The following is a 12,826-nucleotide window of genomic DNA, read 5'->3' as shown; positions in this document are numbered from 1 at the left end:
CTTTGAAATCGTTGGTTTTATTTGTTGTTGGCTAATATTTCTTTTATGAATCGATTGTAAGCTTCGCCTTTCGGAATTTCAAAGTCGATTTTGATTTCTTTTCTTATTGCATTGACTTCTTCTTTTTTCAGAGGATTCCAACCTGTTTTTTCTATTTCATGCCAGAAAAATCCGATTCCTCTTTTTTGCCAACTAGGCAACTCATTGAAGTTAATGCCATTTTCAAAAAGCAATTCATTTTTATATGCTGTGGACTTGCCTTCGATTTGTTTGGATGCATGTGCGGCAGACTGCCCCTTGTTTCTCAACATCCAATAGGAGTGCGCGTTTAAGGCATTGCGATGAGCGTCTTCGTTTCTCCATCTGAAATAATCGATTACATCTTGTTCTCTGGGGAGTTGAGATATGCGACAGTCGAATGCTCCAATATTGCCAAGCATCACTGAGAATTTGGCGCTGGCTTCTCCGGCTAAAATTGAGTTGTATTTTCTCAACTTTCTGGAAAAGGCATCTTCTTTCATATCGAATAACAATGAGATTTCATCGCTTTCAGTAAAGCCATAAATTACTTTGAATCCACAAGTCATCAAGTGTTTCACCGTTTCGATCATCATGTCTCTGAATCTTTCGTCAAAAGGCCTTTCAAAAGGGTGAGACTCTTTGGTCAAGCGGGTAAAGCCTCGTCCATCGATTCTTGCGACCATATAAATATTAGGCGGAACGCAAAAGTCATGGGAAGTTTCATATATTCTTAGTGTTTTATCTAGGTCGTCAAATTTCATCTTTACACTCCTCAATTATAAATTCATTATTAGATGCTGTCACACGATAAATCTTGTCGAAACCTTCGCTTTTTGCAGGTGGTTCCAGTTTTTTGTAGCATCCTCTTATTCCTATTTCGGGAATTTTTTCTTTGCCTGTTCTCAAGTTGTTTCTCTCGATTGCGCTTTCAATAGAAGATTCGAAATAATAGGCTATCACTTCGTATTTGTTCTCTTTGGCGAGCGCTATGTATTTTTTCCTTTCTTCAATAGTCGGATTGGTATTGTCAACTACAAAGCGAGATTGTGTAAGAAAACAGGTGTCTAAAAACTTATTTTCTTTGTTTCTGGTGTTCAGCAGATCCATGCTTATTCTAATATGGCTGTTGAAAAAGTTGGTTTTGTAATATGTTGATTTGCCAGAAGCTTGAATTCCGATGAATATTATTGCTTGCATATTGTCATAGCTAGAGACCTGATTATCTGCGAACCATAAGTTGCAGATTGATACTAATACATTTTGTGATAAAATTTATTGAAAATATAATTTAATAATAGATTTAAAATTCTAATTAAAAACAGCAATGAATTTTTGAAGGAATAAGCTCTTTTTCTTCAAAGTCAAAATTTGATTTTTCATTAAACATTGTCACGATTGATTTTTATACCATTTTATTTTCCTCTTGAGGAAATACAAAGGAGGATGATTAAGGAAGTCATAAAAAACTAATCGTGGCAAACATTATTGCTTGAATGAAGAAGAGCAAAATGATGTTAAGTTAATTTAATATGAAAGAACTAGAATCTCATCAATTGTTATTTCTTAAGTTGATCTATTTTTAATGCAATAAATAGATGGTGTGGAGTTTAACGCAAAAGATTATTTTATTCCTTATTAAGATGGGTTTAACGATTGTTTGCCAATCGATTTGGTAGAATTTTTATTTTGTTAATCGGTTGTTTTAGAGGTTTTTGCAGGAGAGTTTCTGGATTGGGTTGTTTATGTTTTTATGTGCAATGATAAGTTTAATTTTTAATGCATTTATTTATAAATCTATTTTTGGATAGTCCAAAATTTCGAAATTCTTTAGGTTTGGTATTTGATATGGCGATAAAGGACAGGTTGAATTTTTCTAGTCGATAGAATGTGAATAACAAGCATTCGAATATTTCATACAATATGTTGATGTCCTTTTGATAAGTGCATGGCAATTAAGCAAAACAACAAGTTTGTTTTAGTACATATTTTTCATTTTACAAATTATTTCAAATCTATGAAATTTAAGATCAGTCCGTCGGTAGGTGTTGCTCGTTTGGGCAATAGCACGACAGAGTTTTATCTGGCTCCTGAAGAAATCGGAGGCCTTCCATTTGATTGTGATGAATTTGGGAATAAGCAGGGAGTTGTAACAACGTTTAAAGATGAACTTGGCCGAGTGAAACGCCAAGGCCAGGTATTTAAAGTTTTTGATGAGAACGGCGTTGAGATAACGATGGATTCTCCGGGTATCAAAACAATGGAATGGACGGTTCACTTGGCGAATAAAAAAGCCGCGTGGTACGAGTATTCCGAGCTTCAAGGGAATTTGCTCTTCGGGGAGGAAAATAGCTACGAGAACCAAAAAGTGCCTTTAAGAAACGAGACAGCGGCCAATCGTCAAGAACTTATCATTGATCCGGGCCCTCGCTCATTGAGCGGAAAAAATGAAACGATAGAATTCGACAAGGAGAGTGTTCCGGAAACGTATAAAAAAGCTTCTTTCCCTTCGGAAGATCCCAAATATGGATCGGCGATCACTACATTGGGCTCGTTGAAAACGGATAATGATGGCAGATTGATTGTGATCGGAGCGTATGGCAATGCCGGAGGCGATGAAGAATTGGAAAGTTATGGAGGCGCGGATACTTGGCATGATGATATTGCTGACGGTCCGGTATACTGCACGATTTCTTTTGATGATGATAATGAGCCTGATGTGACTATTCAAGCTTGGGCGATTGTGGGGTCTCCTGACTATGCTCCCGAGATTGTCAACATTTCGACCTTGAGTGATACAATGTTTGATGTTGGAGTGAGAGCTTTTGATCTTGTGCCTGACATGTTCAGCAATGGCAAATACAATGATGCTTTTAGAGCGAATTATCATAGAGATATTTTGCCGATCATAAAGAGAATTGGAGCGTATCAATGGGTTGCCAATGTGCAGTCCATGACGGCTTTTACTTCCAATATCTTTGACTTTTCGGACAACAGCACGGACAATCTTGCCAACAGGCAAAACTATTTCGCTTACTTCAGAGCTCTGAATGACAAGGCGAAAATGATGCTTCCTTCGGACCCTGAGAATCCTCAGCCTCAGGAAGTGCTTTTTAAAACCGCTACAGTAGGTGGGCAAGAGAATTATCTGCCGATGATGCCAATGAATTCCGGCAGCAATTCGGTAAGCAATATCTTGATCGAAAAATTCTTGGCGCTTAACGAGACGCAGTTTTTCTTGTTGGGCCAATGGGCTGAAGGGAAATTTGACAAAGATCCTCAAGTGAAGGGTTATCCGAATGTTGACCCAATGGATGAGGCGAGCGTAGGCAATTGCGTAGGTTTGCCTATGTGTCCGGGGATTGAAGTAACATGGAGCCTTCAAAATCCAATTGTATTTTCCAATGCTTTCACTATTTACGATCAAAAAGGGATCAATGGCTTTAATACAGTTGGCTTGGATCCGGGACGTGACGAATGCGAGGGTGGAGGTTGCCAGCCGGGTGATTTGACCAAAAGAATGGCTTGCCCATGGCAGGCGGATTTTTTCAACTGCACGCTTCAATTGGTGAATTTCACGGATCCTAATGTGAACAAAGTCGAGGATAGTTCGGGCAGGTATCCTAAACCTCCAACGTATTATAGCTATTGGTGGCCACCGCAAAGCCCTTGGGATGTGCTTTCGGGAGAGTTGACTGTGGAAGGTCAGGCAGAGTCTCATTTGCCGGCGGGGCAACAGGTGAATTATGCTCGCGGTATCAATAGCTTTGTGCAGATGGTAGAGCATTGGTCGGCATTGGCTTTTATCAGGAATAATAATTCTCATGATCAAAACTTTCCGTTCTTTACCGAAGTAGAGCGTAATCATGAGATTTTTTCTTACAAAGATGTACCTGTTGGAGACATCACTGGAAATGAAGAAGACAATGGCGTTGAAATCCCTGTGTTCTATATAGATGATAAAGTGAATATCAAAGCCAAAAATGCCAGAGGCGCGATGTTCTTTAAAGCTATGGAGCAGAGAGTGTTCAAAAAGATATCAGTAGTTAAAACTCCTCGATCAGTGAAGCCACGTTCGGGAACGCGTACTCGCAGGTAAGTGTATGGAAAAAGATGTTATTGTCATAGGAGGGGGGCCGTCAGGGGCCGCCCTCTCTCTTAGTTTATTGACGCATAGCTCCCTGTCGGTTGGGTTGATCGATCGATCCGATTTCATGGATACTAAAATCGGAGAGCATGTTTCTTCCAGTATTTTTGATTTTTTGAAACACCTGTCGATGGACAAGGCGGATTTTTCAGCGGACTGTTTCTTGCCGGCTTATGAAAGCGTTGCCTATTGGGGCGATGATCTGCCAAGGTCGGTGCATACGATTGATACTTTTGAAAGCGCCTCTTATCAAATCAACCGGGAGCAGTTTGACCTGAGATTGTTGGAGGAAGTGGCTGAAAGAGGAGGAGATATCTTTCCAAGAACAACATTGGCAAGCGCGGATCAACAATCAGATCATTCGTGGCTGTTGTCATTGAAGCATGCGGAGCATGGAGCATTTGAATTGAAATGCAAATATTTGATAGACGCCTCAGGCCGTAAAGCTCCTTTTGGACGCAAGATTGGACTTTCGCCTAATCGACTGGATCAATTGGTGGGCGTCGGTACTTTTTTTGAAAATCAAGGTGAAAACGCTGAGAGTCGTGGACAGCTCATCGAAACTGTCGAGCATGGCTGGTGGTATAGCGCGAGTTTGCCGAATAACTTGAGAGTCGTTACGCTTTTTACCGATTCGGATATAGTTTCAGCTATGAAATTAAATACTAGAGAGCAGTGGAACGCTCTTTTGAATGAGACAAAACATATAAAGTACGAAGTGCATCAACATGCCATGCAAGAGGCCAAACCTTGGGTTAGAGACGCGGGCACTTATTTTCATGCTGAAAGCTCTCCGGTTAATTTCGCGGCTATTGGAGATGCGGCTATTTCATTTGATCCGATTTCTTCCATGGGAATAGGCTTTGCCTTGTCGTCGGCATGCCACGTCGCTTATTTGATTGCCAGCCATGAAGATTCGTCGCAAGGTGTATTGGACATCTCGCAATATCAGAAAGATTTGCAAGAGCATTTTAACAAGTATCTTGACGTTCGGAATAAATATTATGAGCGGGAGAAAAGGTGGAGCGATTCCTTGTTTTGGCAACGAAGGCAACAGAAACAAGAGGCGATTCAGGAGCCATTGGAAGCGATATCGAATTTGTAAATTTAACTATAAGGAGACGTTTTGGAGGCGTCTCCTTTTTAGTGTTTTTATCAAGTTAGCGAGCTCACGATGATGAATTTTCTAACGATGGCTAAGGAATATCATAATGCAGGTCTTTTTCATCGTGAGTGAAAAAATAGGCGTAGTTTGATCGAAGTTCTTCCCAGCCTTCCAGTGATTTATATTTTTCATGCATGACATCTTCCCAAGCGATTCTCATTTGTCTTGCGCATACTAATGGAGGCACTTGGCCAATGCCTGTTCCAAGACCGGGTACCGCGATAGTGTTGATGCGATTTTTGATAGGTGTGCCGTCTTCAAATACGCCATGCTTTAACAGTGATAAAATAGCTTTGGTAGCCAAGTAGATGTTGGGAGAACGCAATATTGTCATGGGAGTTCTCATGGTTGGCGCGGAAATCAAATATGGATATTGCGAATGGTCTGTTTCGACGATTGTAGCTTGCCCGACTAGAAGCTCTCCATAGTAATTTTTCCTTATTTTTTGTTGAAGCCTTTTTTCGATGTGCCATCCCAGATTTTTGGAGATAGCGAAATCAATTCCTCCGTTCATAAATCCAAAACTATTGGCAGGGCTTACGATGGCATCGCATGATAGGTCGAAAATTGATTGGTTTTTAATCTCTACATCTTTAATTTCTTTGAATACTTTTTTCCAAGCATCGGTAAGTTTAGTGTTTAAATCTACTAAGTATAATTTCATATTTAAATTTAAAGAAAAAGATGTATATGTGGTAATTATATTATTTTATAGTTTTTTAAAATTGTATTTTGTATTATTATTTTTTAATTATTAGTGTTGATGATCTTATTTATGAAATCAAATAAAAAACTAATTAGTACTCTTGAAGAAGTAAATGACTTAGTGAAGCAAAATGATAATATTTCTTGGGGTGGGTTAAGTCCAGTAGAAACAAGTAAAGATTTAGAGATAGCAATAAATGTGTTAAAAGATAAGAAGAGTATCGATAAAAAGCATTTACAAATGTTGTTCGCTCCTACTGGGTTGATTCAAGAATGTTCAATAGTTATTAATTGGGAGAAGGAGTATCTAAGGCTTTCAGGGCAATTTGATGAACTAATTTTAAAAATAAATGATTGAATTTGTTGGATTAGTTGAAATATGGTAACTACTCAGGTACTTTATTTCAAAATCAGATTTATTCGTTCCAGTTCATTTGAATTCCCTCGCTTATCTCCTAACATTACCCAAAGTATGGGAATGCTGACTCCTTCATATATCACGGCTAAGAATAAGATGTTGATATTCAGGCTTCCAAACTTCCAGTTAGTACGATCCAAACTCAATTTATATTTCCCAGAAATAGGGATCATTTTACTTAATAGACTTGAAAATATTGCCTCTGAAATCTCAAATTCAGTAAAAAATCTCTGTATTCTTGTCAGATTAGATTTAGTTAGAGCACCAGAGTAAAATCCTTCAGATAAACGAATAAGATTGACTGTTCGAACTTTTAACAATGAAGTAATCAGATAATAAATAATTTTTATCTTGCTTTATTGGCAGGTATTTCATTGCTAACAATTGATAATAACTCATTATATTCGTAACGGCTTTTCGAATTCATTCTTGTTTTGTTGTTTTGTCGCTAATAAAATAACAATCTTTTTGGAAAGCTATTTTTTTGTCATGTACACAGGAAATATGGATAACTTTTCAACGCTGCAAACACCTAAAGTTACCCACATTCCAACAGCTCAATAATAATAGTTGCCTTCAATTTTCTAAAATATTAGAAATAAAAAATCAACTAAAAATGTTTGACTCTTGGTCCAGTAAATCGAGGGTATTATATAGTCTAATTTACGTAACCTAAACTAAATTAGCGAAAGTACTTAAACACAGGTTAATTACTGTTTTCAACCTGTGTTTTAAGCTTGGTGTTATAATTGATCTTTTGCTATTTTAATATTTAGATCTTTTAATATGGTTTTTACTGGGATAGCAAAGCCTATTCCTTCTATTCCTGGACCAACTAATTTTGCATTAATAATTCCAATGACTTTACCTTCATTATTTATTAAGCATCCACCACTGTTTCCTGAATTTACACTTACATCTGTTTGTATATAAATAGTTTCTTCCAATTTTCTATTGCCACTTATAATACCTTTTGAAACGGATTGGCCTAGCTCAATATCTCTTGGAGTTCCTATTGCATAGACTTCCTTTCCTAAATTAAGTGAAATGTCGGTACCTAATGGTAAAGACTTTAAATTACCGCTATCTACTTTTAATAGAGCTAAATCACTTACTTTTGATATTCGATCTACTTTTGCTTCTAATTCAACCCCATTATTGAATAGGACTTTAATAGAGTTACTTTCATCGATAACATGTTTACAAGTTAATATATATCCTCTTGAATCTATTATTACTCCACTACCATGTCCATTTTCGGTAATAATAGTTAAAGTCGACTGAGTTGCCCTTTCGATTAGATTTTCAAGGTTATTAGTTGAATTAATATTATCATTTGTAATTATTATAAGGTCTTCAGGGTGGGTTTCGATATCCTTTATATCATTGTGTTTGTTTAATAATTCTATTAATTCATTATTAGTTAGTAATTTGTAGAAATTTTTTCTGTAAGCAGTATAAAATACATCTAAATCTTGATCATTAACTCTTGAAGTTTTTTCATTTGTAGAAATTGATAATAACTTTTTACCATATTTATTTTCGACCTTCCAATCGATTTTAAAACTTACTTCAACGATTGAATTTCCTCTTCTTTCGAAACTATCAAATGTCATATCATGAATAATAGCAGAAACATTAATATCCGCTCGACGGGTATTGGAAAGAGTTGCAGTATTATTTTCTACAATAGTATAATTGTTAACTTTAAGATCGTCATTAGATAACTCTGTTAAAGTATTTGCTTCTATTTGAGTATCTTCTCCCCAACTGTGAGTGAATTCAAATTTGTTTTTTCCATTTTTTGACTTTGAAAATTCGTAATGAGCACCTATTTTTTTCCCTGGATCAATTTGGATATCTACACTATTTACAGTTATTGAATTAAGTGAATTTTGACTTGAAGGTTTTTTCAAAAGATCAGCTTCAATATTTTTTAAACTTAAGTGATATCTTGATCCAGGAATATCTAAAATATACATCGCTCCTAAAGTAAAATACCAACTATAAAAAGAAAGTCCCAGTAAAACATCATCTCTTGTAGAGTTAATAGTAAAATTATTGTCTAAATATCCATCTTTACTGATATTAATATCATGGTTTTTCTTTTTACGTAAACCTTTTCTAATATTTCCAGTGCCAACATGTTCTCCATTAATGTTAATAGATGCACCTTCCATAGTGTTGATTGATACTTTTTGATTCCAACCAGGATTTAGAATTGTTAGACAACTTTGTTGAGTTATCATAAGGGAGACTAAGGCTAAAAACAGGATATTTTTTCTCATAGTACTTTGTTATTGCTTGTTGTTTTGGTAAAAGTATAACTAATATTTCAATAGATATAATCAAAAGGAGTGTTTATGTGTATTTTAGTGAAAAAAGTCATTAAATAGTATTTATTTATTGATTTAATGTTACTATATCGGTGTGTTTGTTTGATGAGAAGTATTGTGCTTAAAACATGAATTCAGATTCGAATGATAACGCTGAATTGCATATGATTGGAACAGTTCCAGAAGGCAGAGGCAAAGGAATTGGCAAAAGCATGACTGAATACTTGTTGTTGGAAGCGAAAGCGAATAATGCGAAAAGTTGTGTGCTTCACGCCTCGGCGATGGGTGCCCGAATCTACACTAAGCTGGGTTTTCAGGCCTATGGAGAGCTTGAAACTTATAGAATATTGAGAATGGAAAGCGATCAAAGCTAAAAACGAAGCCTCTTGAGAAATTAGCGGAATTTGATACAAAGATTGAGTAGTTGACTCTTATGAAGTTCCTATGAGTTTTGGTTTCGCATCAGGCATATATCTGAAATGATCGTTTGAAACAAGCTTATTATTCGCATCAAAGAAATGGAACTAAAAGAAAATATGATATTAGAACCTGTTTGGACTGTAGCGGCAAATATTGTCAACGAGAGAAAGTTTGGACATGAAGGTTCCGAAACTAGAAATGGTACAAAACACTTTTCTCCAGGCACTAAAGTTTATATCATTGATTGGTATGCAGGTACATGTGAAGATATTATTGTCGTTGGACTTTCCAGAAAGCCGAAAAGGTTCATTAAAGTTGTGATTAGGGCAGGGTGGGTTGAAAATTTAAGACCGAAACTTTGTTATGACCCTAAAGCATTGAGAAAAATATATGCTCATTTCGATGCTAAAAACGATTCCATTTCTAGATTAAATAAAGAGTTCGTTGATGAAATGTTGAGTGGAGTCCCTAAATGGAAGAAATGTAATATTTGAGTTTATTTTTGCCCGAGTAGATTTTACTCATTGGCTTTAAATCATTTATTTTGAAAAAAATCGATAAAATTTTAAAGGATATTGTTTGCAATACCAGTTTAAAACTACATTCCTTATGAGTTGGAACTATAGAGTGTTAAAAAGGAGAAATTCAGATGGTGATTTTGAGTTCGGGATTTATGAAGTTTATTATGATGAAAATGGAAATGTTAAAGGGTGGACTAAGGATTCATTAACGCCTACTTGTTCTGACGAAGAAAATTTGAAATACGAGTTGCAAGAACGAATGATGAAAGCTTTTGAAAAAGAGACTTTAACTTATGTAGAAGACTAAACGTAGCATACTGATTAAAAAAATCACGTAATTTTTCACATCCCAATTTTTACTTCTTATACTCTGAAATTAATTGTAAAATATACTTTTAAGTATTTTAATTTGATTTTTATTTGAAGCGCTTCATCTATATTTAGTTAAATCCTAGGATAATTTGTCAATTTGATTAATTGATTTTTGAATTAGAATTTTTTAGATGTAAATTATTGATTATTCATTTATTGTTAGTGAATAATCAATTTTAATTATTTACAAATCGTTCAATATTTACTTTTTTAAATTTAAAATAATATTAAATATTGAATTAAGTATTTTTAATCTATTTTAAAGTATGAGTAATCAAAAAGAGGAGATTCTTGGATCTTTTAATTCATTGCTGAAGCAATATGAGTTAGAAAAAGCTAGAGTATTTACGAAAGAAGAGTTGGCTGAGCAAAAAAACAATGAGGAAGTTGTGAAGGTTGCGGCTACTTATACTTCAAGCGCTATTGTTAAAAATCTTGCGGAAATGCAGTTGACTTTCGGGAACAATTTGTCCGAATGGGGAGAGACATTGCGTTCGGAATCCGACAAGGAAGATGAGATCAAGAAGGCTTTGGAAGTGGAGTCGGAAAGACTTAAAGAGCTTCATAAGATCAAATTGGCTGCTGACGCGCTTTTTATTTTGAAAGAGGAGAATGAAAAGAAAAAACAAGAGCTTGAGAAAGAGTTTGAGGACAAGATCAGCACTGTAGAAGAGGAGAAAACTACAGTCAAGGAAGAGTGGGAGAAAGAAGCTCTGGAAAGCCAGAAGAGAGATAATGATTACGAGCTTCAAAGAGACAAGAAGCGCAAGGAAGACAGTGAAGAGTATCAGTATGAGCAGGAAAACCAAAGCAAGAAAGATACTGATGATTATGAAAAAAGAAAAATGCTTTCGATCAGAGAACTAGAGGAAGAGTCGAAGCAAAAAGAGAAAGATTGGCAGGCTAGAGAAAAAGTGTTTGCCGACAAAAAAGAGGATTACGACAAAGACAAGAAGAAGCTTGAAGAGTTTTCCGACTTGTTGAAAGAGTCAGTGCAAAAAGAAAAAGACCAAGCTTCAAAGCTAGCCTCAAGAGACGCAAAAGTAAAAGCGGAACTTGAGGAAAAAGAAGTTGAGGCTAAAGTTCAGATGAATAACATGAGAATCGAGGAGTTGGAAAATCTAATTTCCAAGAATTCCCAGACGATTGAAAAATTATCAGGCCAATTGGAGGCAGCGTTGAGCCAGGCTCAGGATTTGTCTTTGAGAGCTCTGGAAAATACCAGACAAGGGAATTTGGTAGAGCAGCTTTAATCATTTTTTAATTACTAAACACGATAATCATGGCTATAAATCTGAAAAGCACTAAGCAGGAAATTTTTAATGCATATAAAGAATTGTTGGACAATAATTCTCGTCTTGAAAAGGAAAACCAACAATTGCAAAGATCGATAAATTCGGCGAAATCAAACGCTGGAGCAGCAAAAGCAACAAGCTCGGCAAAAACAGCTGCGAAGTCTTCAGCTCAATCAGCGGAGAACTACAAAGTCGATGATGTCATTAATGTTTTTGATCAAATTCGCTCCGGTTTTGGTAGAGCGATGAGCGACTTGTCTGATAAGCTGACGCTTGAATCCACTAAATTGTCGGATGTGCGCTCTGAGATCAATGATATAGAGTCTCATGTCAAGTCACTTCATGGCTTGGAGTCTATTGACGAGAATACATTGCATAATATCATAGAGGAGTATCAAGAGAAGGCCCAGTCTTTTGACGATGAATTGAGCGAAAGAAGAAAAGTATTAAGCGAACAGTTGGAAGAGTTGTCGCTTAGCTGGAAAGAGGAGCAGAGTCAACACAGAGAAGCTTCTACCGAGAGCAATAAGCAGAAGCAACAGGATAGAAGCAGAAATGAGGAAGAGTATTCTTATCAGCTAGAACTTGAGAGAAATAAAGAAAAAGATGCTTATCAACAGCTTCAAAAGCAAAGAGAAGAAGAACTGGTAGAGCTGAGACAGGAGTTTGAAGCGAAGTGGGATGAAAGAGAAGAGAGTGTCAGCGAACAGGAAGAAGAATACGAAAAAGTATTCGATGAAGCGTCAGAGCTGGACGAAAAGCTTGAGAGCGAAGTGAAAAAAGCGAATGCTCAGATCACAGCGGCTATCAAAAAAGAAGCCGAGATCAAAGCCAATCTTCTTGCGAAAGAAAATGAAGGAAAGAATATGATTCAGGAGATGAAAATCGAATCATTGGAAAAGATCATAACGGAGCAAAATAATGAAGTTGCGGCTCTTAAAGATCAATTGGCGGAGACGCTTAAGGAGTCTAAAGAAATCGCTGTGAAAGCTATCGAGGGAGCTGCTAATGCGAATTCACTAGGAGCAATTCATGAAATCGCTCTTGAACAGGCTAAGCACCCGAATAAAGGGAAATAACGCCTAATATTTTTTATTGACAAAATAGCCTGAATTGAAATCTGATTGGATTTTGGTTCAGGTTATTTTATTCGATATTGAAAATTGTTATTAAGGTATTTTCTATTTTTCATTGGATTGAGATTAAAAAATATAAGTTATTATTTATTCGATCTTTGTTCTCGAATTTAATAAACTTCAAGTAAGATATTCCCATCTCGTAAAAGCTTTAGAATTAGGGCTCTCTTACTTTATTTCAGGAAACTTATTTTTAATTTTAAGTGTTGTTATTTTTTTATTTTATTGGCTTCATTGACTTTATTTTTCATAATGTAAAATTAAAGTCTATTTAAAAACATCCTATTTGGGGT

12 protein-coding genes are annotated in these 12,826 nt (G+C 36.0%); 8 read left to right on the top strand and 4 right to left on the bottom strand.

Annotated elements, in window-relative coordinates; genetic code table 11:
• Positions 1 to 17: 17 nt before the first annotated feature.
• Both AABK36_RS15470 and AABK36_RS15465 read right to left on the bottom strand, forming a co-directional pair.
• The gene (locus AABK36_RS15470; protein WP_309937976.1) at positions 18 to 782 is read right to left on the bottom strand and encodes a tRNA(His) guanylyltransferase Thg1 family protein; all 765 of its coding nucleotides are present in this window, start codon (positions 780 to 782) and stop codon (positions 18 to 20) included.
• Positions 772 to 1,218: an AAA family ATPase gene (locus AABK36_RS15465; RefSeq protein ID WP_309937977.1), complete on the bottom strand. Its 447-nt coding sequence runs from the start codon at positions 1,216 to 1,218 to the stop codon at positions 772 to 774. Before AABK36_RS15465 ends, AABK36_RS15470 begins: the two co-directional genes overlap by 11 nt.
• An 817-nt stretch (positions 1,219 to 2,035) precedes the next feature.
• On the opposite strand from AABK36_RS15465, the gene lodA reads away from it, so the two are divergent.
• Positions 2,036 to 4,117: a CTQ-dependent lysine 6-oxidase LodA gene (gene lodA, locus AABK36_RS15460; RefSeq protein ID WP_309937978.1), complete on the top strand. Its 2,082-nt coding sequence runs from the start codon at positions 2,036 to 2,038 to the stop codon at positions 4,115 to 4,117.
• Between the two features lie 4 nt (positions 4,118 to 4,121).
• Positions 4,122 to 5,270, top strand: coding sequence for a lysine-epsilon-oxidase maturase LodB (gene lodB, locus AABK36_RS15455; RefSeq protein ID WP_309937979.1), 1,149 nt, complete (start codon positions 4,122 to 4,124; stop codon positions 5,268 to 5,270).
• A 91-nt stretch (positions 5,271 to 5,361) separates the two neighbouring features.
• Here the strand turns inward: lodB and AABK36_RS15450 are convergent, their stop codons facing one another.
• Complete coding sequence (locus AABK36_RS15450; protein ID WP_309937981.1) at positions 5,362 to 5,994, bottom strand: macro domain-containing protein; 633 nt, start codon at positions 5,992 to 5,994, stop codon at positions 5,362 to 5,364.
• Positions 5,995 to 6,105: 111 nt separating this feature from the next.
• On the opposite strand from AABK36_RS15450, the gene AABK36_RS15445 reads away from it, so the two are divergent.
• Positions 6,106 to 6,393 carry a hypothetical protein gene (locus AABK36_RS15445; RefSeq protein ID WP_309937982.1) on the top strand — a complete coding sequence of 96 codons (288 nt, stop codon included), beginning with the start codon at positions 6,106 to 6,108 and terminating at the stop codon, positions 6,391 to 6,393.
• A gap of 803 nt (positions 6,394 to 7,196) precedes the next feature.
• On the opposite strand, the gene AABK36_RS15440 is transcribed toward AABK36_RS15445, so the two are convergent.
• Entirely contained in the window at positions 7,197 to 8,741 is a 1,545-nt protein-coding gene (locus AABK36_RS15440; RefSeq protein ID WP_309937983.1) for a S1C family serine protease, read from the bottom strand.
• A 176-nt stretch (positions 8,742 to 8,917) separates the two neighbouring features.
• Here AABK36_RS15440 and AABK36_RS15435 point away from each other — a divergent pair, with 176 nt between their 5' ends.
• The 5 genes from AABK36_RS15435 (at position 8,918) to AABK36_RS15415 (ending at position 12,476) form a co-directional block, all read left to right on the top strand.
• Positions 8,918 to 9,163, top strand: coding sequence for a GNAT family N-acetyltransferase (locus AABK36_RS15435; RefSeq protein ID WP_309937984.1), 246 nt, complete (start codon positions 8,918 to 8,920; stop codon positions 9,161 to 9,163).
• Between the two features lie 162 nt (positions 9,164 to 9,325).
• The gene (locus tag AABK36_RS15430) at positions 9,326 to 9,703 is read left to right on the top strand and encodes a hypothetical protein (protein WP_309937985.1); all 378 of its coding nucleotides are present in this window, start codon (positions 9,326 to 9,328) and stop codon (positions 9,701 to 9,703) included.
• Between the two features lie 115 nt (positions 9,704 to 9,818).
• A complete protein-coding gene (locus AABK36_RS15425; protein WP_309937986.1) occupies positions 9,819 to 10,037 on the top strand; it encodes a hypothetical protein in 219 nt (72 codons plus the stop codon).
• 331 nt (positions 10,038 to 10,368) lie between these two features.
• Positions 10,369 to 11,355: a hypothetical protein gene (locus AABK36_RS15420; RefSeq protein ID WP_309937987.1), complete on the top strand. Its 987-nt coding sequence runs from the start codon at positions 10,369 to 10,371 to the stop codon at positions 11,353 to 11,355.
• 29 nt (positions 11,356 to 11,384) lie between these two features.
• Complete coding sequence (locus AABK36_RS15415; protein ID WP_309937988.1) at positions 11,385 to 12,476, top strand: coiled-coil domain-containing protein; 1,092 nt, start codon at positions 11,385 to 11,387, stop codon at positions 12,474 to 12,476.
• The last annotated feature ends 350 nt before the right edge of the window (positions 12,477 to 12,826 follow it).

The sequence above is a fragment of the Aureibacter tunicatorum genome (assembly GCF_036492635.1).
GTDB classification, from domain to species: domain Bacteria; phylum Bacteroidota; class Bacteroidia; order Cytophagales; family Cyclobacteriaceae; genus Aureibacter; species Aureibacter tunicatorum.
The sequence above is the reverse complement of the archived record's forward strand: the minus strand, read 5'-3'. Positions and strand labels throughout refer to the sequence as shown.

Bases quoted from the DNA above. Each gene is read 5' to 3' on its own strand.
- AABK36_RS15470 (WP_309937976.1), bottom strand. From the start codon at position 782: ATGAAATTTGACGACCTAGATAAAACACTAAGAATATATGAAACTTCC.
- AABK36_RS15465 (WP_309937977.1), bottom strand. From the start codon at position 1,218: ATGCAAGCAATAATATTCATCGGAATTCAAGCTTCTGGCAAATCAACA.
- lodA (WP_309937978.1), top strand. From the start codon at position 2,036: ATGAAATTTAAGATCAGTCCGTCGGTAGGTGTTGCTCGTTTGGGCAAT.
- lodB (WP_309937979.1), top strand. From the start codon at position 4,122: ATGGAAAAAGATGTTATTGTCATAGGAGGGGGGCCGTCAGGGGCCGCC.
- AABK36_RS15450 (WP_309937981.1), bottom strand. From the start codon at position 5,994: ATGAAATTATACTTAGTAGATTTAAACACTAAACTTACCGATGCTTGG.
- AABK36_RS15445 (WP_309937982.1), top strand. From the start codon at position 6,106: ATGAAATCAAATAAAAAACTAATTAGTACTCTTGAAGAAGTAAATGAC.
- AABK36_RS15440 (WP_309937983.1), bottom strand. From the start codon at position 8,741: ATGAGAAAAAATATCCTGTTTTTAGCCTTAGTCTCCCTTATGATAACT.
- AABK36_RS15435 (WP_309937984.1), top strand. From the start codon at position 8,918: ATGAATTCAGATTCGAATGATAACGCTGAATTGCATATGATTGGAACA.
- AABK36_RS15430 (WP_309937985.1), top strand. From the start codon at position 9,326: ATGATATTAGAACCTGTTTGGACTGTAGCGGCAAATATTGTCAACGAG.
- AABK36_RS15425 (WP_309937986.1), top strand. From the start codon at position 9,819: ATGAGTTGGAACTATAGAGTGTTAAAAAGGAGAAATTCAGATGGTGAT.
- AABK36_RS15420 (WP_309937987.1), top strand. From the start codon at position 10,369: ATGAGTAATCAAAAAGAGGAGATTCTTGGATCTTTTAATTCATTGCTG.
- AABK36_RS15415 (WP_309937988.1), top strand. From the start codon at position 11,385: ATGGCTATAAATCTGAAAAGCACTAAGCAGGAAATTTTTAATGCATAT.